Raw genomic sequence first — 22,253 nt, 5'->3', positions numbered from 1 at the left:
TTTATCAGGCGTGCATTTGATCTTTTTTAAGGGCTTCAAGCATTAGACTGGCCGTACGTGCGCTGGAGCCAGGGCCACCCATTCTGCGGTGCAACTCATCATAATCGGCCAGCATCTCATTTCTGCGAGGGCTATCCTGCAACAACAAATCAAGTTCACGTTCCAATTTATTCAATGAAAAGTCTTTCTGAAACAATTCTAAAACGGCTTCCTTGTCTAAAATCAGATTAACCAACGATATATAAGGTACTTTAATCAATATCTTTTTGGCAACAAAATCGGTAAAGCCTCCGCCCCACATTTTATAACAAACCACCTGCGGGCAATTCAACAATGCTGTTTCAAGCGTTGCAGTTCCAGATGTGACCAATGCCGCCCGGGCCTGCTGCAATAGCTGGTATGTTTGTCCAGATACAACCGCCACATCTTTGTCTTTAATAAATGGCTGATACTCTTCAACTGCAAATGATGGTGCACCAGCAATAACAAACTGAAATTCCGGAAATTTATCCACCATCTCCAACATATCAGGCAAATTATAGCTTATCTCGCCTTTACGGCTACCAGCCAGCAGTGCCACTTTTGGTCGGTTATCCAATTGGTTTCTTGCCACAAAATCTTCAAAAGATTCATCTTTGTTGTCGCGATTGGCAATGGCATCCAGCACCGGATTTCCACTATACTGTACTTCTACCCCATGCTCCTCAAAAAACTTTGTTTCGAAAGGAAGGATGGTGAACATGCGATCAACTGTGGCTTTAATTTTTTTAACACGCTTTTGGTTCCAGGCCCATATCTTGGGTGATATATAATAATATACCAAAACATTGTGCCTATGGGCAAATTTAGCCATACGCAAATTAAACCCTGCATAATCAACCAATATCAACACATCAGGCTGGTAATCCAAGATATCTTCCTGACAGAGCTTGAAGTTCTTTTTAATGGAATTTAAATTGGTTAATACATCCCAAAGCCCCATTACCGCTGTGTCTTTATAATGACGCACAAGCGTTCCGCCTTGTTCTTTCATTAAATCACCACCCCAGTAACGAAAGTCAGCCTGAGCATCCTGCTCTTTAAAAGCTTTCATTAAGTTAGAGGCATGCAGGTCGCCGGAAGCCTCGCCGGCAATGATATAATAGCGCATATTACCTGTTGTTTTCTAAAATAAAAATCTGAATGCAATAACCACAATTGCATATATAATGGTAGATGTAACAATACCACGAGCGGCCAGAAGACGCTCTTTATTAACCGCAATTAAAAAGACAACAAGATTAGGAAGCACACTTATACTCAATAACTTTCCGATACTCCCCATCCTTACCATTTGATTAAGAAACGGCCAATAGCTCAAATGGCCCCGATACAAAAAATAGTACAAGGCAAAAGACATAATTACTGGCAATAATATACCAACTAACATGCCTATATAAAGCTTGTTACATTTACAATTCATAGTTCTGTTCTTTCAGGTATGATAAAAGGTTAAAATTTGTCGCATCGAGGTGACACGGCACAATTGAGGCATACCCTTTCCCCAGCAAATACTCATCGGTATCTTTTGCTTCAGGCTCCAGATTTTCGAAATGCCCGGTCAGCCAATAGTAGTTTCTTCCTCGCGGATCCTGTCGCTCAACAAATTCCTCAACCCATCGCCCTTTACTCTGTCGGGCTACCTTGGCTCCTTTTACCGGACTCACATCCGGAATATTTACATTTAAGAAAGTACCACTTGGCAATTTATCCCCTAAAATTGATTTAACAACATGCTCTGCCACCTTCACTGCTTCTGTAAAATCAGCCTCATGCCTGTAATTTAAGAGAGAAAAACCCACAGCCGGAATTTTATTAAGCGCTCCTTCGCGCGCTGCTCCAACTGTACCTGAATAATGAAGACTAATACTTGAATTTGTACCATGATTAATACCTGACACCAATAAATCAGGCTTACGTGGCAACAATACATTTATCGCCAGTTTCACACAATCAACCGGCGTTCCGTTAACCTTATATAGTTGCAAACCGTCCTTCTCTTTAACCAATTTGGCATAAAGTGGTGTTTTTACCGTAATAGCATGTGACATACCCGAATACGACTCATTGGGAGCGACAATAACCACATCGGCAAATAACTTCAACATCTTCACTAACGACTCCAGCCCTTTGGCCTTGATACCATCATCATTGGTGACCAAAATCAGCGGCCGTTCCTTTTCTGTTTTCGACATATAAAGATTAATTTTAGCCTATCAAAGATAGATATAATGAACAATATCTGATAAGCATTTACCCTTTATTACCCGAAATTTAAAATTGAACCCTTGATGAAATCTGCAAATTTACTGGACAGTATTACTTCTTTTCTTTCCCTTGTCTTAATAATCATTAGCAGCTTGTGCGCGCATTATTTTATTGACATTGAGTATGTACAGGCAGTACTTCTTATCACCATATTCTTTAACGCATTAAGAATCTTCCGCCACCAATCTCACAGGTTTATCCCCATCACATTAACACTTTTGGGTATCCTGCTTTTGTTGAGCATCCATTTCAACCTGATTACTAAAGGATTCACACTTGGCTTCATTGCCTTGATAATATTTTCACTTGCAGGCCTTCGCCAATGGTACAAACACCAGAATAAAGAACTTCAAATATTGTCTAACATCTCAAATATTTCTCAGATACTAACCTTGTTATTCATTCCATTCTATATGAGTTTGGGCTATCAAATAGTGAATACAATTAAACAAAGCCCCCCGTTAACAGGCATCAAAATTGGCTTAATTAACCTTCAGCAGGAAGCTTCCATAACCAATCCTGAAGCACAAAAGCTATACCAACAAGCCAAAGAAGTATCATACGAAGGGAAAGCAGATGAAGCTTTTCACCTGTTAAGTGAAGCTTTAGGCAAAGAACCTAGCAATGCTTATCTTCAATCGCAAATGAGTCAGCAATACGTTTTCAGGGCTGACACCACAAAGGCATTGGAACACATTACCAATGCTATCAATTTATCGAACAAGAGCTATTACATCCAACAACGCTCGTGGATTCATTATAATCTGCATCAATATGAAGAAGCCATAAGTGATATTCATCTTTTACAACAACTCGACCCCAGAAACACCTGGGCTCAGTTACTATCTGCCTACATTGCTAATGAAAACAGGAACTTTGAGGCCGCCTGCAAACACGCTGATTCGGCCAGCATGTTTTGTTCTAACTACACATTAAAGCAAGATATTAACTACTTCATCGAAAACAATTGCGGTCCTAATCGTTTTTTCAATTTAATTAAACCATACGAAACTGATTATTTGTCGCATTCTATCGCCTATTTTTACAAAAAATACACAACCGATGAAAATGGTGAGCCCGATATGGACAACGGTATCCCTCCCAAAGGCAACTTTACCCGACAGGAGATAAAGCAGCACATTGTCCGTAATCAGGGTTTCTTTAGAGGTCAGGAAATGGACTTCATTTATCTCTATGAAAAAGGCACTAACGTTTTAATAGTTATCCGTCGCACCAAGTGCAATCTTAGTAAAAAGACACTGAAGTACATTTTTATTGAACCAGACATCTTTGAAAACTTCGAGCTTCGAATAATTTAAGCAATAACATTTCTAACACTATCAATCTCTTGTTTTACGTATAAAATCACCATCAAATAATTAGTTTACAGCCCTCAAAATCATTACTTTTGTTTGCTCTTTTTGAAAGATGCTATTCGATATAGTATGTATCGATTTGATGTTCAACACATAATGATTTTAGACGAATGAATATTTCATACAACTGGCTTAAAAGCTACCTCAACGTTGATTTAGCACCAGAGAAAATATCTGAAATACTTACCGACCTCGGATTAGAGGTGGGAAGCATGGAAGAAGTTCAATCTATTAAAGGTGGTTTGGAAGGCCTGGTGATTGGTGAAGTTTTAACTTGCGAAAAACACCCTAACGCAGATAAACTAAGCGTTACCACTGTTAATATTGGCAATGGCGAACCATTACCCATCGTGTGTGGTGCTCCTAATGTGGCCGCTGGTCAAAAGGTAGTTGTAGCTACTGTTGGTGCAGTGCTTTACAGCGGAGACGAGAGCTTTACCATTAAGAAATCTAAGATCAGAGGTGAGCAATCAATGGGTATGATTTGTGCCGAAGATGAAATAGGATTAGGCGCCAGCCATGATGGTATAATGGTTCTTCCAGCCGAAGTTCAGGTTGGCACCTTGGCCAAAGACTATTTTAAGGTTGAAAATGACACAGCCATTGAAGTTGATTTAACACCCAACCGTGTTGATGGCTCTTCACACTACGGTGTCGCTCGCGACTTAGCGGCTTACCTAAAACAACATCAGGATGATGTAAAATTAGAGCTGCCTTCTGTTGATGAGTTCAAGGTTGACAACAACAACTATGAGGTTAAAGTAACAGTTGAAGATACAGATGCTTGTCCGCGATATTGTGGAGTAACTATCAGCGACATCACCATAAAAGAGTCACCTGAATGGTTACAAAACAAACTTAAAGCCATTGGTTTGAGCCCAATTAATAATGTGGTTGACGTTACTAACTTTGTACTACACGAAGTTGGACAGCCATTACACGCGTTTGATGGGGATGAAATAAAAGGCAGCGAGGTTATTGTAAAAACACTGGCTGACGGTACCCTTTTCCAGACTCTGGATGAAGAAGAGCGTGAACTTTCGGAAAACGACCTGATGATTTGCAATGCAGAAGCAGGCATGTGTATTGCCGGCGTATTTGGAGGGCTGAAAAGTGGAGTAAGTGAAAAAACAACAAAGGTATTTTTGGAAAGTGCCTACTTTAATCCAGTTTGGGTTCGAAAAACGGCTAAGCGCCATACATTAAGCACCGATGCAAGTTTCCGTTTTGAGCGTGGCGTGGATCCTAACATGACCATTTACGCCCTGAAAAGAGCAGCCTTACTAATTAAGGAAGTAGCTGGAGGGACTATCTCAAGCGAAATTACAGATATCTACCCGACTAAGATTGAAAATTTCGAAGTTGATGTTACCTACCGCAATATCACACGCTTAATTGGCAAAGACCTTTCACAAGAAACTATAAAAAGTATTTTAAGCGCTCTTGATATTGCTATTATTAATGAAACAGAAGAAGGACTGAAGCTTTCAGTACCTCCTTACCGTGTTGATGTGCAACGCGAAGCTGATGTTATTGAAGAAATTCTTAGAGTTTATGGCTACAACAACATTGAAATGCCATCTTCGGTTAATAGCACGATTGTTTATTCTCAGAAACCGGATGACCATAAGCTGAAAAACACAGTGGCCAACCAGTTAACAGCTCAAGGTTTTAGTGAAATCATGTGTAACTCACTGACAAAAGCATCATACTATGAAACGTTAGATGTTTACCCACGTCAGCATGTGGTTGAGTTAGCCAATCCACTTAGCAACGATTTAAATGGCATGCGCCAAACCTTGTTATTTGGTGGTCTGGAATCAATCAGCCACAACATCAACCGCCGTAACAGTGACTTAAAACTATTTGAATACGGCAACACCTATCATTTCAATACAGGAAATAAAACCGATTTAAATAACTACAACGAAACGCAGCGTCTGGCCATTTTTATGGTTGGAAATAAAGCGGCAACCAACTGGAACACCCCAGAACAGAAGGTAACCTTCTTTGACCTGAAAAATCAATTGGAAAATATCCTCTTAAGACTAGGGCTATCGTTTATTGATTTCGACGAAAACTCAACTGAATCAGACTTATTTTCAGAAGGCATCTGCCTGAAACAAGGTGATAAGGTAGTGGTGGACTACGGCATGGTGAACAGTAAACTATTAAAGGCTTTTGACATTGATGTACCTGTTTATTTTGCAGAAATTAATTGGGACATTATTCTGAAGAAAAGTGCTAAGAAAACTGTTACCTATACTGAAATTTCAAAATTCCCTGAAGTGAAGCGTGATTTAGCACTTGTTTTGAATAAAGACATCAAATTTGAGCAAGTTAAAGCCATCGCTCAGAAAACCGAGAAAAAACTACTGAAACGCATCTCATTATTTGATGTATTTGAAGGAGAAAAACTTGGAGCAGGAAAGAAATCTTATGCAGTAAGCTTTATCCTTCAGGATGAGTCGAAAACGCTTAATGATAAGCAGATTGATAAGATTATGAAAAAACTGATGACCACCTACGAACGGGAGTTAGAGGCCATTATCCGAAAATAATCATTCAACATAGAGAATAAATCAAAAGGGCGAAACTTCTATGTTTCGCCCTTTTTTATCCTATTTTTTCAATCACTAACTTTTACTTCATTATAGATAAGTTAGATTCCAACTGTAGCTTTTATTGGTGAAGGCGCTACTCCACTTTATTAGATATGAACACCCTGCCTCAACACTAACTACAGCTTCCGACTGCAATGTATTAGCAGCATAATTACTGGAACTAATCATTTGCTCAGCACTGTCCTTATAGACAAATAGAGTAGTATTTTCACCTGTTAAGCCGACTGTTGAGATTCTAACCTGTCCATTCTTAGTTGCAGTAAACACAAACCACTTATCCATGTTATCCAAATGACTTACTTCCTGCATACCTGGCTCTATCTGTATTGCACTCCGCTCCGACAAACCTTCAAGAAAATCCTGCTTTACGGACCATGTTAGCGTATCCCCTTCACCCCTCAAAGCCCAACTAATAAAACACTTGCAATTGTTAACCGAATAAAACGTGGTCGATTCATTACTATTAAGAGTCGCCTGCAAGAGTATTTCCTTCATCTCTTTGCAGAATACCGTAACAACACCTCTTTTCATATCCTTGTCAGTATTGGTAAGTGTAATAACTCCATCTGAAACACAATTCAGTTCAAATAAGCTATTAGTTGATGTTGCATAAAGATTCTCATGTTCATTGCCTGAAACGTTGACAGCTGATTTAACTATTCTTTTGGATAAACCTTCTGCTTTCGCATCATGCGTACAGATACTAAAACATAACAAAACACTTAGAAAAATGCTTGAAATGTAACAAACTCCCCGATTCATACTGATATTTTATAATTCCCCAAGACAAATATACAATAAACTATCAGAATCAGTTTAATATTCAAATAAAGTTTCTCAACACAAGGTAGTTATTGAAAAATTAGTAGTAATCAAGAGCAATAAAAAAAAGGAGTTGATAGCCAACTCCTTTTTTCCTTCTAACCTTAACTCAAAATCCAAATCTATGAAAAAATCTTAAATTAATATTAGAACACACTTAAAGCTAAATAGTTTCGGCATATATAAAAAAAAGAGGAATGTTTGACTTTTCAAACATTCCTTCTTCAACCTAACCTTAACCCTAACTTATGAAGAAAGCTTCATAAATCTTTATACTCAATTCGCATAAATAAAGTTCCATATTTATTGCACTAAACGCAATCTTTTAAACTTTTTTAACGCGATTTTGTAATTCTAAATTCTAAAAATGCTTCCAGAACTTTTTGTTCACACATTTTAACAAATACAAATATGAAGCTTTTTTCATTAATTCAAAAATTTTTCCCGAAAAACTTCCTGCTTCATTATATGGGCGTAACTTCTGAGTGTGGACAAGGTGGAAAAGTGAACCTGTTCCGCAGGTATAACTACACCATTGTAGCTTAAATCTCTGGTGGCACAAGCATCCTCCACTACTGAAACTTTATACCCAAAATCAGCGGCAGCACGCACTCCTGCTTCTAAACACATATGCGTTTGCATACCAGCCATCACTATATGTTCTATCTGATGAGCATCGAGGTACTCTTTCAGGTCAGTACCTATAAACGCATTGACCTCCGTTTTTTCAATAACTTTCTCATTTTCTAAAGGCCAAACGACTTTATTAATATCACTCCCTTTTGATGCCTTGTGTTTCACATGAACAACCAACAGGCCCATATCTCGAAATAACTGCAAAAGCATCTGTGCTTGCTCACCGGCTACTTGAGCATTTACCAATTCCACAGCTCCTCCTTCGAAATAGAAATCCTGAATATCAATCAGAATAAGTGCTGTTTTATCAGGCTCCTGAGCATTTAAATAAGAGAAACTTGAGATAATTGCTATAAGAATAATGACTGTTCTCATAATACTATTGTTAGTGTGAGCCTAATTAAATAAAAAAGGGTGACTTTCGCCACCCTTTTGTTTATCAAATCAATATCTGATTACTTAATTCCAAGCTTCTTTTTGAGGTCTTTGGTCAATGCATTTTTATTAATCATGATTGACATGGTTTTGTATTTTACAAAAGCTTCTGACGCATAGAAATAGCCATCATATTTATTGTTGGTATTCCATGAGTTTTTCACTTTAAAATACTTGTTACCGTTCTGGTCTTTCACCATACCTGTAATCTGCATTCCATGATCATCAGTAGTCTGATAGTTATCGTATGCTTCCTGACGCATTTCAGCAGTAATTACCTTTTCTTTTACAGGTTTATCGAAGCTATAAAGCATCTTATTACGGTCGGCACGTGACATGCTTTCCCAGCGCGAACGCTCTGAACCTGACATCTCTTTTGCATCACTTTCTGGTACAATTGCTACGCCATTAGTATGTGAAAATCCTTTTTCACTAACATCGGCAGCCCAGCCAATTGTATAACCATTCTCAAGTGAATGCTCAAAAATAGTCATCAGGTCGTCTAATGTTACGTTGTAAACTTCACCCCACAACCAGTTATCTGGCACTTCAATAATAAACGTTTCGTAGGTTGGATGATGCGTATACGAAGATACCTGAATGTAGTCATTCATATCAAGACCTACTCTCTCTTTCATATAGGTTTGAGGGGTATAGCTTTTACCGTCAACTTCGAAAGATTGAGGTAACTCACCTAGGTAAGCATCTAAAGTACCGTCAAATCCTTTTTTCCAGGCTGTACTCAGCTTCTTGTTTTTATTTGAAATAACAGCATCAACATAATTCTTCAAAACGGCATCCATTTCACCATGTACGTGCGATTCTTCACCATATTCTAATCCCGCGTATGCCTCCTCAGGTACCATACCATAATTCTTCATTACATAAACAGCATCGTGAAATGCACCACCAGGGCCAAAGTTTAATGAACCATGCAAGCGCACATATTTCTCAGCTTTGTCAGCATAGCAGTGACGTACCACAAACATCTCTGAAAGGTTAGCTGGCTCTTTTCCGATTCGAATCATTTCCGATTCGAAGAAGCCTAAAGCCGAGAAGCTCCAGCATGTTCCTGAACGATGCTGATCTTTCACACATGTTGCCTCTAAATCGTAGATTGTTTCAAACTGATACCCTTCTGTTTGGTCTTGTGCAACCACAGCCAAACAAATCAGACCCAGTAGCATTGTTGATAATAATTTCATAAGCTAATATTTATTGCAATAGATTTAACGATAACACCCTGATAAAGGAATGCATTTAACTTCAACGCTGACAAATTAAATAAAGTTGAACAGAAAGATGAATGATATTATTCAGCTCAATAAAATAATTCGTGCGCCCAATCTCAATTTGGCAATCATTGATGATGAAGTTCCTTAAGCAGCTCTTGCCCCTCCCGCACCATCTGACTGGCACTCTCCCGGGGTATCCGTTCAATAACGAAATCACTCAGCACTTCATCTAATAATTCTAGTTTCCGGCGACTAGTTTCATCATCCATACCTTCCAACTCATCGCGCATCAGCAATATCTTCTCAAAATCCTGAATCCCTTCAATCAATCGCTCAAACCGGATTGAGCTTTTTGCATCAGGATAAATAAGATAGTTACTGCCCGAAGAGCGGAACTCCTGCCGTGCATTTGTCAGAGGATTTGGTAACCAATTATTAAATGCTTCAATGTGTATGCCATCAATACCCTGAGCAGCTGCATACCAGCCAAACCAAGCTGACTCTGCAGATGGCGAGTGTAGAAAAACATTAGGAAACTGACTATTGGCATCCAACTGATAGGAAGTTTCTAAACCTTTTTGGTGCCGGATGCGAAACCATTCCTTCAGATTACTGAATTGAGAAGGTACATTAGCTGCATAAACATCTTTTAGCAAACCAGATGTCCACTCATGTGCCAGCAACTCAAGCTTCACATCCTTGTTAACTTCATGCAACAGCTGCTTCAGCCTGGTTACCTCTTCAGTTGGCCCTTCATTAACCACAAAAACCGTTTTATCAAACCATTGCTTTTTAAGCAAATGATTGATGATATTAGTATAGCATGCTTTAATCAACCTGCCATCATCTTGCACCTTCAGTTCTTTTAACTGCCTTTTACCAGTCGCTTCATCTAATATAGTTAAGCTATTGCTAATGTTTGGTTCAAAGGCGTAACAATCAATTTGAGAAGTTATACCATTATCTAACAGGAAAGTAATCCACTTATCAAAATTGGTAAAATCAGCCACTACCTGACCGTTTGATTGTTTCACCCATTGTACAAGTGGAGCGCCAACATCGTTGTAGTGATCGAACAAATAAGCAGTTATACTCTTCTGCCCGGCTCTTTTCATCAGCTCAACATATGGTTGAAGCTCATTAAAATGTTGCTCGCCCCATAATGGAGCGTTGTGCCAATGAGCAATTTCTACAGGATTAATGCACATATTGGTTTGAAAACGCCAATCATCTGTTGGCGGCAATGTTTTTTCTATTACCTGAAGATTGAGCCTTAATTCTTGTGGCGGATTTTCTTTGGAGTACACCTTAAGCGCTGTCTTATAAATACCCGCTTTAGCTTCTCGTGGCACCTGAATGGTAAACCATATTGGTCTGACACTTTGCGCTTCCATATCTATACAAGGCAAACTATCCAGCATATCGGGCAATAACGTTGAATCACGCTGTTTTAATGCCAGAGATTTATCATTAACAAAAGAGACGTCACCCAGCATATACCTCATATACCTGGTTTGGATAATATCTTTGCTAATTGTTATCCCCTCTTCTGAAACAAAATCATCCCAAACACACTCCACCTGTTTAACGTCATAGGAACTCCACAAAACAGCTTGAAAAGATACCGTTTCACCTTTCCATGCATGAATTTGTTTGTCCTTGACAACTGCCAGCATGGGCACTTTCCCCTTCATATATTTAACATCTTTTGACCCAAAAGACAAATGCAAGCCACGCCCCGTTGCCAGCCACTCTTCCTGGTTCTTTGGATCTGGATTATCAATCTCGCTAAACGTAGAATAACTAATATCTGGTCGCTGGTTGTAGCAAGAGGTAAGCAAGAATAATCCCGCCAGAGCAAAAACAATATATATTTTCATTCCTTTGATGTGTTCGATAATAATAAGTAAGCAAATATAATATTTTGGGGATGGACAAACGACTTTTAGCCCAACAGTTCGCGTAATTTAAGCCGATGTATCTTTCCCGTTTCTGTTTTGGGAAAACAACTTACAGCCATAACCTCCTTAGGCTGCTCATATTTAGACAACATTGACATATCAACACCCTCCATATCAATTACTGAATCGGCCTCCAGCACCAGCACAATCTTCTGCCCCAGAATATCATCAGGCTTCCAGGAGATTATAAAATCCTCCTTAATTACTGATTTAAGTTTGGCTTCAATCAGCTCGGGCATCACTTTAACACCGCCAGTATTAATCACATTATCCCATCGTCCCAGCAAGCGGAATTGAGTAGAGGACTCCAGCATAACCATATCGTTGGTTAATAGTGTTTCAGTATTGATATCAGATGACAGAACCTTCAAACAACCACGACTATCAACATCAATTACCAATCCGGGTAACAGCTTAAATATTTCATCAGCATTAGACAAGCTACGCAAGGCAATATGTGATACTGTCTCAGTCATGCCATAGGTTTCCCACACTTCTGTAGTCAATCCCGCCAATTGACCCAATAACAATGGATTAACACTACCTCCGCCAATAATTAGTTGTTTGATATTCTTTAACTTTTCTGGAGTATCGGACAGGACATTGTGTAGCTGCATTGGCACCATAGCAGCAAAATCAATTACCTGATTAATCTGTTGCAAAGGATTAGAATTGACATTAGTTATCACTATATCCAAACCTCCAACCAAAGCTCTTACTAACATCATTTTTCCAGCAATGTATTTCGCTGATAAACACAATAAGGCTCTATCGCCCTTTTGAAGATTAAAAAACCTTATAGTACGACAAGCTGATGCTACCATGGCTTGTTTATGCACCTTAATGGTTTTTGGCTGACCAGTACTCCCCGATGTTTGCAATGTTATATCATCCTTATCATCAAACCAATCCCTAATAAATGTCGCTATCAGAAGGTTCTCAGATTCATTTGTTGCTTCCAGTTTTTGAACCCAAGTCAGTACAGATGCAATCCCACAGTATTGTATACCGTCAACTAACAGTGCATCGTATTGTTTGTATGAATCCATACTATCCATCATTAGCTTCAAAAGGATTTTCCCAGTTTCCATGAGGATTATAATACAACTCCTGTCCTTTAAGATAAAGTGGTGACCGCAGGTTATTGGTAAAAACCTGCCCAGTTCCTAATCCCTGACGAAGAGAGCTGTTTTTCGTGGCTACCCATTGCGCTATGGCATTAAGACCAATATTGGCTTCAAGAGCTGAGGTGGCCCACCAGCCAATATTAAGCTCATCGGCTATGCTAATCCATTCATCTGAAGCCATAACACCCCCCAACAAGCTGGGCTTTAATATAATGTATTGAGGCATTATTAACCTTAACAACTCGGCCTTTGCCGACATATCATTTACACCAATCAACTCCTCATCAAGTGCAATAGGAATAGTGGTTTTTCGGCACAATTGAAACATATCCTCATACTGCCCAGCCTCAATTGGCTGCTCAATGGAATGTATTTTAAAGGACGACAATGCCTCCAATTTGGACAAAGCTTCAACGGGTGAAAAGGCACCATTGGCATCCAGCCTAAGCTCCAGGTCTTTTTCACTGTAACGATTTCTTATATGCCTCAGCAGACGAAGTTCTTCGTTAAAATCGATGGCACCCACCTTAAGTTTCAGACAAGAAAAGCCTTGCTTCAGCTTTTCCTCAATACGCTTCAGCATCGTCTCTGCCTCTCCCATCCATATAAGCCCGTTAATAACAATCGGTTCATTACCACTCGTAAACTGACTTGGATACAATTCGTAAGGGTGTTTCACCTGCAATCCTTTCAATGCTGTTTCAATAGCAAAACGTAATGCAGGCACATCTTTTAGGTGCTGATGATAATCCTGGACATAATCGTTTATGTTTGTACAAACATCTGCAATAATTACATCAAGCTCTAAGCTGTCATCCATACTTAAACCCGGAATAATCGAACATTCTCCTATTCCGAATATCCCCTGATTATTCTCAATTTTTATAAACCAACTGGGCTTGGTCTCTAATACCCCGCGGGATGTTCCGCCTGCTTCCTTAAAAACTAATTCCTGTTTTTTATAAGTGGCTGTTAGCATACTACTATGTAAGAATTAAACCGGTGCCGAACAACAGCACATACACTAATGAAGAAATAGCCAGCTTTTTAAGCTCAGGATCAAAATCATCAGCTTCCGCCGCTTTGTTAACCACCCAAAGGTGTCTTATGAAAAGTGGTGTGCTTAGCAGAAACATAAACATCGACATTTGATACCCATTAGTAACAACAAATACAGTAGACAGCAACAATGCACCAATAACCAATAAATAATGATAGCGTTTAGCCCATACTATACCCTTTTTAACCACCAAAGTGTTTTTACCTGCCTCCTTATCACTCTGCCTGTCTCTCATATTATTGAGATTTAAAACACCTGTACTTAAAAAACCAACGGCAAGTGCAGGATACAAAACATCCCAATGAAGCATTTGTCCGTGTAAATAAAATGAACCGCCAACACCCACCAGGCCAAAAAATAGCAACACAAATAAGTCACCATGCCCTTGGTAGCCATAAGGATTTTTACCCATGGTATATTTTAGAGCCGCAACAATAGAAGCCACTCCCAATAAAAAGAACACTAATCCACTAATGCTTGCAGCCTGCGAAAAAGAGAAGTAAATGAGTAATATACCCGAAACCAATGCCAGCGATGCACAAATCGCAATAGCTCTGCGCATACTTTTCTGGCTAATTAAACCAGATTGCACCATGCGCTGAGGCCCTTGTCGACCTTTATGATCGGCACCATTAACTGTGTCGCCATAATCGTTGGCTAAGTTGGAGAGTACCTGAAGAAACAAGGTGGTAATGATGGCCAATAAAAATACAGACCACTTAAACATACCATAAAATTGGGCCAGAAAACCGCCCATGATTATTGTCGAGAGAGCCAGAGGCAATGTGCGTAACCTAAAGGCACTCACCCACGCACGTACTTTTGTCATAAAATCATATTTACTGCAAAAGTAAATAAATGCCATAAAACAAAAGCATCAGATATGATGGATATTAGCTCAAACAGCTTTTAGCAGGCCCACATTAATCAGTTTTTACCATAAATAAAGCGATACAACAGACTCCTTAAATCCTTAAACTGCTCATAGGAAATACTATGTGGAAAACTCATAATTCGCTGCGGGTATGAAGCACAACCTCTATGATATGACGGTTGAATATAAACATATGGATTCTCAACAAACCCGGCATTGACATATTCACTTTTCAACAAGTAATGTTCTGGAGCCAAAAGAATATCAACTTCAGCTACAATAATCACATTCTTATCCACTTGTTCAATTAGTTGCTTAAGCAACATCGACATGGTTTCATGAAAAACCTGATTATTACTTACAGCTAAATGCTCAATTACCACCCATTTGCCAAAATCCCAAAAGCCAATAAAGCCTTTCAAAACATCGGCATTGCGATAGTCAATCATACGGTAAGATGATCTGCTGCAGACTTCTTCAAACTGCTTCCGACACCTTCTTCGTTCATATTTGTAGGAATTGGAGATTAATTCCCACACATCATCTGGCAACATGCTATTCTGTTTATTAGCATCTCTTCAAGAGGCATACCAGAATTATTAAACAAAACAAAAAAGATGTGAAAGATTACAATTCTATTGTTTATACCCCACTTACTCCTCCTGTTGAAAAGATATCTATTCTAATATCTGTATTTGCATTAGATTATTTTCTTTTCGTCAAAAAAAATGGCCATACTACGTATATTTCCGTATTATAGCTGCGGGAATGTGAGAGTCAGGAAGCAGAACGAAAAACTACATCTATGAAATGGATTGACTTAAAACTGAGTAGAAAGTTTTTTCTTGCTTTCAGTGTTATTATTTCATTATTGCTAGCCACCGGATTATGGGCTATTTTTGGCATTAATGGCATTGTTGATAATGCATCGGAAACAATCGATGGCAACAAACTAAGAAGCGATTTAGAAGGTAAGTACGTTGACCATCTGATTTGGGCTAAAGAAGTGAACCGTTTACTAACGGACAACGAGGTAACAGAATTAAGTGTACAAACAGATCATCATCTGTGTGCCTTTGGTCAATGGTATTATGGTGAAGGCAGAGAAAAGGCACAAGAACTGGCACCCGAATTAGCGCCTGTATTTGATGAGTTTGAAGAGCCTCACAAACACCTGCATGCCTCCGCTATTAAATTACAGGAAGAATTCAAACAGATCGATTGGCACTTGTCATTGCAGTTAAAGCAAGCCGAACTAGACCACATAAATTGGATGAACAAGGTGAAGGATGCAATTTTTATCTTCAACAGCAAAGTAATTAATGTCAATAAAGATCCGGCACAATGCAACTTTGGCAAATGGCTGAACTCCGAAGATTTACAAAAGTTAGTGGAACAAAACCCTGACATACAAACATTCATCGATCAGATTGTTGAAAAGCACGAGAAACTGCACACAAGTGTTTATGTGGCTGAATCAATGCAACGAAAGGGTGATAACGAAGCAGCTCGTATTTACTTTAATTCTACCATTAAAAAGAATACCGAAAATGTACTTGCAGAGCTGGTGGAGCTAGGTAATTGGAGCGCTCAACACCTGGAAGGAATGGACAAAGCCAATTATATCTATCAGCACGAGACCATGACACATCTGGAAACCATGGGACAATTATTTAATAAGGCAATAGATGAATCAAAAAAGCATATTCTTACCGACAAAGTGATGCTTGACAAAGCTCAGGGTACACAAACCATTGTTATTATTTTTATTATCATAGCGGTTGTATTGGCTACAATATTGGCTTTCTTCATTACCGATAATCTGGTTAAACCCATTAAAAAATCACTTCAATTTGCCAATGAAGTAGCCGATGGTGACCTAACTGCTAATGTTGACATTAATCAAAAGGATGAAATCGGCCAATTGGCCAGCGCACTGCTAAACATGGCAACTCAACTAAATAATATCATCTCAAATATAAAAACCGGCTCGGATAATTTGGCGGTGGCCAGTCAACAACTTACGGCCGGAGCTCAGCAAATATCCAGCGGCGTAAATGAACAGGCCGCATCGGCCGAGGAAATTTCTTCATCAATGGAAGAGATGACTGCCAATATCCAACAAAATTCGGAGCATGCCCATGAAGCTATGCGAGTATCGCAGCGAACAGCCAACTCTATTAATAATGTGGCCAGCGCATCGGCTAACAGCGTGGAGGCCTCGGCGAATATCAACTCTAAAATAAAAGTGATTGTTGAAATTGCCCAGCAAACAAATATTTTAGCCCTTAATGCAGCAGTGGAAGCCGCCAGAGCAGGTGAAAGCGGTAAAGGATTTACAGTTGTAGCCAACGAAATAAGGAAGCTGGCCGAAAAAAGTAAAGAAGCTGCCAGTGCGATTGTTGAACTGGCTAAAACGGGTGCTCAAATTTCGGAAAGCTCAAATAACCTTTTGAAAGAAATAATACCTGATATTAACAACACCTCAAATCTGGTGCAGGAAATTGCAAGTGCCAGTCTGGAACAAGAGCAGGGTGTCAATCAGGTGAATGCAGCCATACACCAATTCAGCATGGTAACACAGCAGAATGCTACTTCAGCTGAAGAAATGGCAGGAAGCTCCGAAGAACTATCAAGTCAGGCTGCTGAACTGGATAGTATGGTGAAGTTTTTTAAGGTAAAAGAAACCGGACAGACAGAATACAAATCCTTTGAAAACAACCAGCCCCCATCCGAAAAGACTGACACGAATAAAAAGCAAGCCTATGTTGAGTTTGAAGAGATGGTGGACGAAAATGAATATGTAAGTATGTAGACATAGAATGACCAAGTTAATAAGGGAAGGCAGTCGCTTTCCCTTTTTTCGTTATTTCAAATACCCGGGCGATTCCTTATGGCATATTCTTTTATCTTTGCCAGTTCAACTGGAAACATATGATTCAGACACAAAAAAACTTTAACCTCAAGTCGTACAACACCTTTGGGTTTGATGTGTCCTGCAAAGGCTTCATATCCTGCAACACAATCGACCAACTGCAAGGTGCATTATCCTACATCAAGCAATATCCTCAGCCTTATCTGATTTTAGGTGGTGGCAGCAACATCTTGTTTAGCAATAACTTTAATGGCATCGTCATTCATCCTGCTATGAAAGAAATATGTAGCGTCAAAGAAAACGATGAACACATATGGTTGGATGTGCAAGCTGGTGTAGTATGGGACGAACTAGTGGAACATTGTGTCAACAATAACTGGTTTGGACTTGAGAATCTTTCCTACATTCCCGGTAATGTGGGCGCCTCTCCAGTTCAAAATATTGGAGCCTATGGTGCTGAAGTGAAAGACTGCATCGAACAGGTTAACGGCATTTTCATCGAAAATAATCAGGCTTTTTCCCTAAGTGCAGAAGCTTGCCAGTTTGCCTACAGACAGAGTATCTTCAAAGGTGAACTTAAAAATAAAACAGTTATAACATCAGTGGTGTTTAAACTAAATAAAACTGAAAGCTACAATCTAAGTTATGGTCCCATAAAAGAACAGGTTGAAAAAATGGGAAAAATAACATTGCCGAATGTGCGAACAGCCATTATTGATATTCGCAAAAGCAAACTGCCCGAACCGGAAGAACTGGGTAATGCCGGTTCATTTTTTAAGAATCCGGTAATTAGTAAAGAACAGTTTGCCACTTTGCACGAACAGCACAGTTCAGTTCCATCGTACCCGGTAACGCACGATCTCATTAAAATACCTGCCGGTTGGCTTATTGAACAAGCAGGCTGGAAAGGTAAAGCCTTAGGCAAAGCAGCTGTTCATAACAAACAAGCCCTTGTGCTCGTTAATAAAGGAGGTGCCAGTGGTAAAGATATGCTAGAACTGGCCCATACAATTATGCAAGATGTTAACAATAAATTCGGGATATCAATTGAGCCCGAAGTCAACATTATTTGATGGCTGATATATAAAACTTTAAGCTACCATTATGACTATTAAACAACAAAGCAAAAAAGCTCGTCCAAATAAGTTATTATTGCGTCTATTTTACATGCTGCTTATTGTCATCATTGCTGCTGTGTTTATTGGACGCTCATTCTACAATAAGATTTTTGAACCCAACGTAACCATTAAAGGCGGGCATGAATTTTTCTACATTCCTACCGGTGCCGATTTTGAAGATGTAACAGTTGCCCTGGAAGATGGTGGCTACCTAAAAGATCTTGACGCCTTTAAATGGGTGGCTCAAAAAAAGAACTACACCATTATTAAGCCAGGCAGATACAAGTTGGTGAATAACTGGTCGAATAATGATTTGGTGAATACCTTGCGCTCGGGCAACCAGTCTGCAGTTAAAGTTACGTTTAATAACATCAGAACCATGCCCGAACTGGCCGGTAGAATCAGCCAATATCTCGAAGCCGATAGCGCTACATTCCTACAGGCTCTGACAGATGAAAAAGTTTTTAATGACCTGGGATTTAACAAGGCAACAAGTCCGGCACTTTTTATTCCCAACACCTACGAATTCTGGTGGAACACATCACCCGAGAAGTTCATTGACAGAATGCATAATGAGTATAACAAGTTCTGGACGGCAAGCAGACGAAGTAAAGCGGAATCAGCAGGATTAACACCACTGGAAGTGAGCACACTGGCAGCAATTGTTGATGAAGAAACGATTAAACAAGATGAAAAGCCAAAGGTCGCTGGCCTATACATTAACCGATTGAAAAAAAATATCAGGCTCCAGGCTGATCCTACCATTAAATATGCCATTGGTGATTTCACTATACAGCGTGTGCTTACAAAAGATTTAAAAACAGATTCACCCTACAACACATATTTGTATGCTGGTTTACCACCCGGCCCAATACGTATCCCTTCTGTGTCAGGTATTGAAGCCGTTTTGAATTACACTCAGCACCAATACTTGTATATGTGCGCCAAAGAAGATTTCTCAGGCTATCATAACTTTGCTAAAACACTGAAACAACACAATATCAATGCGGCGAAGTTTCAACGGGCCCTTAATGCACAGCGAATTTACCGATAACCTAAATGTTCAAATCTGTTGATTTGCAGGAAAACCACTGATGCTTAATTTGATTTTTTCTGGCAAAAATACCTAATTTGATAGTGCATTGTAAATATGTTAAAATCTTGCGCGATGAAACAGGATCAACGGTTGCTTATTATTCAACTACGCGATTATTTACACTCGCATCAGAGCGATAAAATAAACCTGGCAGAAATATGTAAAGCATTGGGTTATCAACTTACTGATATTACACGATGGGCACCAACACCCGACAGCCTGATTAAGCAAATTCTTGATTTTAAAAATCTTGTAATATCAGAAGTTCTCGATTTTGAAAAATATGAATCGGAAAGTGCCATTGATAGCATGGTTATCAGCGGCCAGGAAATATATGAACGCTTTGGTCAGCTATCGCCAGCTAAATATGTATTCATTGCAAAAATGAATCCTGAATTATATCATTCTTATCAGAACCAAATTATTGATTTCATTGAAAAACGCTTAAGTGATAATCTCGAAAAAGGGATCTTGAATGGCGAATACAAGAACGACCTTAATAAGACAAAAATCATCGGAAAATATATCGATCGCATAAAAGCTATACATTCACAGGATTATTTAAAGTCTGAACACTTTACATTTGCCAATATTTTTAGCAACATTTTTGAAGATTATCTGCAGGAAGTAGCTACAGAAGAAAATTGGAACTATTTTCGTAAAAGAAAACAGTTTTATGAAGCCATTAGCTTTGCTAACAGATAATAACAATAAACTATAAACATATGCAGCAATTTAAATTCTTAACACTAACCGTACTTTCAATTGTAGTTGTATCATGCGCATCGCTTAATAATGGTTCATCCAGCTTTGATGATAGCGACAGCCCTTATGTGCAGGAAGAAACCACTCCTGTAGTAAAAGAAGAGCCTGCTCCTAAGACTGACAAAATTGTGGTTAAAGAAGAAAAAGTAAAAGTGGTTGATGAGCCGGAAACTGAAGTATTTAAATACTACGTCATTATTGGTTCATTCAGGGTATTAGAAAATGCACAAAACTATAAAAAACAGCTATCAGGAGAAGGATTCTTACCCGTATTGCTCGAGAATGAAAATGGCTTGTACAGAGTATCAGTTTCGGCGTATAATGACGAGATGCCTGCACGCGAACGCATCAGCGCCATACGCAGCAAATACGATAAATATGACGATGTGTGGTTATTGATTCGTCGCTCATAATTTAAACTAAAGCATCAAAAAAAGCCGGTACACCAGTTCCGGCTTTTTTGCACTCATCAATTATTAGTCAGGATATAAGATGATTTTTATTCTTTCTACTCGCTAACTTTTTCCTATTTTTGCGCATTCAAATACCGAAATAAATTACATACAATATAAACCAGACAAGAAATGTACAGACCGGTAAATCTTTCGGAAGATATTTTTTATGTGGGAGTCAACGATCGCCGCACCAACTTATTTGAAAATATGTGGCCGCTCGATCGTGGTGTTTCCTATAACTCATATGTTATAGCAGACGAAAAAGTGGCTATTGTTGACACTGTTGAAGCAGGTCATTTTGAAAAGTGGATTGCTAAAGTAAGAGCGATACTCAATGGGCGCCCAGTGGATTACCTTGTGGTTAACCATATGGAACCAGATCACTCCGGAGCCATTCGAATTCTGACGGAACTATATCCTGAAATGAAAATTGTTGGAAACAAAAAAACAGTTCCAATGATTGAAGGCTACTATGGTATCACAGGTAACTTTGAGTTAGTGAAAGAAGGCGACACAATTGACCTTGGCAAACGTAAACTAACCTTTTATACCGTACCAATGGTACACTGGCCCGAGTCGATGGTTTGTTTTGAAGAAACCAACAAGATTCTTTTCTCATCTGATGCCTTCGGTAGCTTTGGCACATTGGATGGCGGCATTTTTGACGATGAGCTGGACTTTGAGCATTACATCGATGAGATGCGTCGCTACTACTCAAATATCGTAGGCAAATATGGTAATCCTGTTCAAAAAGCCTTGCAAAAACTGGGTGGTCTTGATATTAAAATGGTAGCACCATCGCACGGTCCAATCTACAGAGAAAACATTGGCCGCATGATTGACATGTACGATAAATGGAGCAAGTATGAAGGCGAAGAAGGTGTTGTTGTGGCCTATGCATCCATGTATGGTAATACCGAAGAAATGGCTGAAGTAACTGCCCGGGCTATTACTGAAAGCGGCATTAAAAACGTGCGTGTTTACGATGTAAGCAAAACACATCCTTCATACATTATTTCAGACATCTTTAAGTTCAAAGGTTTAATCCTGGGAAGTCCTACTTATAGCAATGAATTGCATCCAAATATGGAAGCTCTGGCACTGAAACTGGAGCATATGGGTGTTACTAACCACTATTTTGGTGTCTTAGGTTCATTTACGTGGGCTGGCGCATCGGTTAAGAAATTGCGCGAGATTGGCGAAACCCTGAAGTGGGAAGAAGTAGCTGAGGCTGTGGAAGAAAAGCACGCATTAAAAGAAGACAAGTACGAAGCCTGCTGGCAATTAGGAGTTGCAATGGCTGAAAAACTTAAGGCAGAGAGATAGTATTAGATCAATAAAATTCTGAAGAGGAAGAGCAACTGTCAGGCAGTTGCTCTTTTTTTGTCAAAAAAAAGAGGGTGTCCAAAATTGAGACATCCTCTTTTTTGTGTTTTAAAATAGATTTGCTTTTGCATTATTGCTATGCTGCTATGAAGTTGTGCACG

Annotated in this window: 18 protein-coding genes; 8 read left to right on the top strand and 10 right to left on the bottom strand. The window is 39.2% G+C overall.

What is annotated here, in order from left to right:
• Nucleotides 1-4 precede the first annotated feature (4 nt).
• Together lpxB and surE are read right to left on the bottom strand one after the other, a co-directional pair.
• Nucleotides 5-1,150: a lipid-A-disaccharide synthase gene (lpxB, locus tag KDU71_RS06725; protein ID WP_212189154.1), complete on the bottom strand. Its 1,146-nt coding sequence runs from the start codon at nt 1,148-1,150 to the stop codon at nt 5-7.
• Between the two features lie 301 nt (nt 1,151-1,451).
• Complete coding sequence (surE, locus tag KDU71_RS06720) at nt 1,452-2,234, bottom strand: 5'/3'-nucleotidase SurE (RefSeq protein ID WP_212189153.1); 783 nt, start codon at nt 2,232-2,234, stop codon at nt 1,452-1,454.
• Between the two features lie 96 nt (nt 2,235-2,330).
• On the opposite strand from surE, the gene KDU71_RS06715 reads away from it, so the two are divergent.
• Together KDU71_RS06715 and pheT are read left to right on the top strand one after the other, a co-directional pair.
• On the top strand, nt 2,331-3,626 hold the full coding sequence (locus tag KDU71_RS06715; RefSeq protein ID WP_212189152.1) for a tetratricopeptide repeat protein: 1,296 nt from the start codon (nt 2,331-2,333) through the stop codon (nt 3,624-3,626).
• Nucleotides 3,627-3,793: 167 nt separating this feature from the next.
• Nucleotides 3,794-6,244, top strand: a complete 2,451-nt coding sequence (gene pheT / locus KDU71_RS06710) for a phenylalanine--tRNA ligase subunit beta (protein ID WP_212189151.1) — start codon at nt 3,794-3,796, stop codon at nt 6,242-6,244.
• A 90-nt stretch (nt 6,245-6,334) separates the two neighbouring features.
• Here pheT and KDU71_RS06705 read toward each other — a convergent pair whose 3' ends face one another.
• The 8 genes from KDU71_RS06705 to KDU71_RS06670 form a co-directional block, all read right to left on the bottom strand.
• Nucleotides 6,335-7,069: a hypothetical protein gene (locus tag KDU71_RS06705; RefSeq protein WP_212189150.1), complete on the bottom strand. Its 735-nt coding sequence runs from the start codon at nt 7,067-7,069 to the stop codon at nt 6,335-6,337.
• A gap of 486 nt (nt 7,070-7,555) precedes the next feature.
• Entirely contained in the window at nt 7,556-8,140 is a 585-nt protein-coding gene (locus KDU71_RS06700; protein ID WP_212189149.1) for a cysteine hydrolase family protein, read from the bottom strand.
• Nucleotides 8,141-8,220: 80 nt separating this feature from the next.
• Nucleotides 8,221-9,405, bottom strand: coding sequence for a C1 family peptidase (locus KDU71_RS06695; protein ID WP_212189148.1), 1,185 nt, complete (start codon nt 9,403-9,405; stop codon nt 8,221-8,223).
• Nucleotides 9,406-9,560: 155 nt separating this feature from the next.
• Complete coding sequence (locus KDU71_RS06690) at nt 9,561-11,315, bottom strand: DUF4091 domain-containing protein (RefSeq protein ID WP_212189147.1); 1,755 nt, start codon at nt 11,313-11,315, stop codon at nt 9,561-9,563.
• Nucleotides 11,316-11,380: 65 nt separating this feature from the next.
• On the bottom strand, nt 11,381-12,445 hold the full coding sequence (locus KDU71_RS06685) for an AMP-binding protein (RefSeq protein WP_212189146.1): 1,065 nt from the start codon (nt 12,443-12,445) through the stop codon (nt 11,381-11,383).
• Between the two features lies 1 nt (nt 12,446).
• Complete coding sequence (locus KDU71_RS06680; protein ID WP_212189145.1) at nt 12,447-13,502, bottom strand: o-succinylbenzoate synthase; 1,056 nt, start codon at nt 13,500-13,502, stop codon at nt 12,447-12,449.
• A gap of 4 nt (nt 13,503-13,506) precedes the next feature.
• Nucleotides 13,507-14,412 (bottom strand): 1,4-dihydroxy-2-naphthoate polyprenyltransferase, encoded by a 906-nt coding sequence (locus KDU71_RS06675; protein ID WP_212189144.1) that lies wholly within the window; start codon nt 14,410-14,412, stop codon nt 13,507-13,509.
• Between the two features lie 98 nt (nt 14,413-14,510).
• Nucleotides 14,511-15,011, bottom strand: coding sequence for a hypothetical protein (locus KDU71_RS06670; protein ID WP_212189143.1), 501 nt, complete (start codon nt 15,009-15,011; stop codon nt 14,511-14,513).
• A 251-nt stretch (nt 15,012-15,262) separates the two neighbouring features.
• On the opposite strand from KDU71_RS06670, the gene KDU71_RS06665 reads away from it, so the two are divergent.
• The 6 genes from KDU71_RS06665 to KDU71_RS06640 all read left to right on the top strand — a co-directional run bounded on the left by KDU71_RS06665 (nt 15,263) and on the right by KDU71_RS06640 (nt 22,092).
• Nucleotides 15,263-17,272 (top strand): methyl-accepting chemotaxis protein, encoded by a 2,010-nt coding sequence (locus KDU71_RS06665; protein ID WP_212189142.1) that lies wholly within the window; start codon nt 15,263-15,265, stop codon nt 17,270-17,272.
• 119 nt (nt 17,273-17,391) lie between these two features.
• A complete protein-coding gene (murB, locus tag KDU71_RS06660) occupies nt 17,392-18,405 on the top strand; it encodes a UDP-N-acetylmuramate dehydrogenase (protein ID WP_244828250.1) in 1,014 nt (337 codons plus the stop codon).
• A 31-nt stretch (nt 18,406-18,436) separates the two neighbouring features.
• The gene (gene mltG, locus KDU71_RS06655) at nt 18,437-19,504 is read left to right on the top strand and encodes an endolytic transglycosylase MltG (RefSeq protein ID WP_212189141.1); all 1,068 of its coding nucleotides are present in this window, start codon (nt 18,437-18,439) and stop codon (nt 19,502-19,504) included.
• A gap of 114 nt (nt 19,505-19,618) precedes the next feature.
• Nucleotides 19,619-20,251, top strand: coding sequence for a hypothetical protein (locus tag KDU71_RS06650; protein WP_212189140.1), 633 nt, complete (start codon nt 19,619-19,621; stop codon nt 20,249-20,251).
• 20 nt (nt 20,252-20,271) lie between these two features.
• Entirely contained in the window at nt 20,272-20,724 is a 453-nt protein-coding gene (locus KDU71_RS06645) for an SPOR domain-containing protein (protein WP_212189139.1), read from the top strand.
• A gap of 171 nt (nt 20,725-20,895) precedes the next feature.
• Nucleotides 20,896-22,092 (top strand): FprA family A-type flavoprotein, encoded by a 1,197-nt coding sequence (locus tag KDU71_RS06640; protein ID WP_212189138.1) that lies wholly within the window; start codon nt 20,896-20,898, stop codon nt 22,090-22,092.
• Nucleotides 22,093-22,253: the final 161 nt, after the last annotated feature.

Origin of the sequence: Carboxylicivirga sediminis (assembly GCF_018156225.1) — a bacterium.
Classification (GTDB): Bacteria; Bacteroidota; Bacteroidia; order Bacteroidales; family Marinilabiliaceae; genus Carboxylicivirga; species Carboxylicivirga sediminis.
The sequence above is the reverse complement of the archived record's forward strand: the minus strand, read 5'-3'. Positions and strand labels throughout refer to the sequence as shown.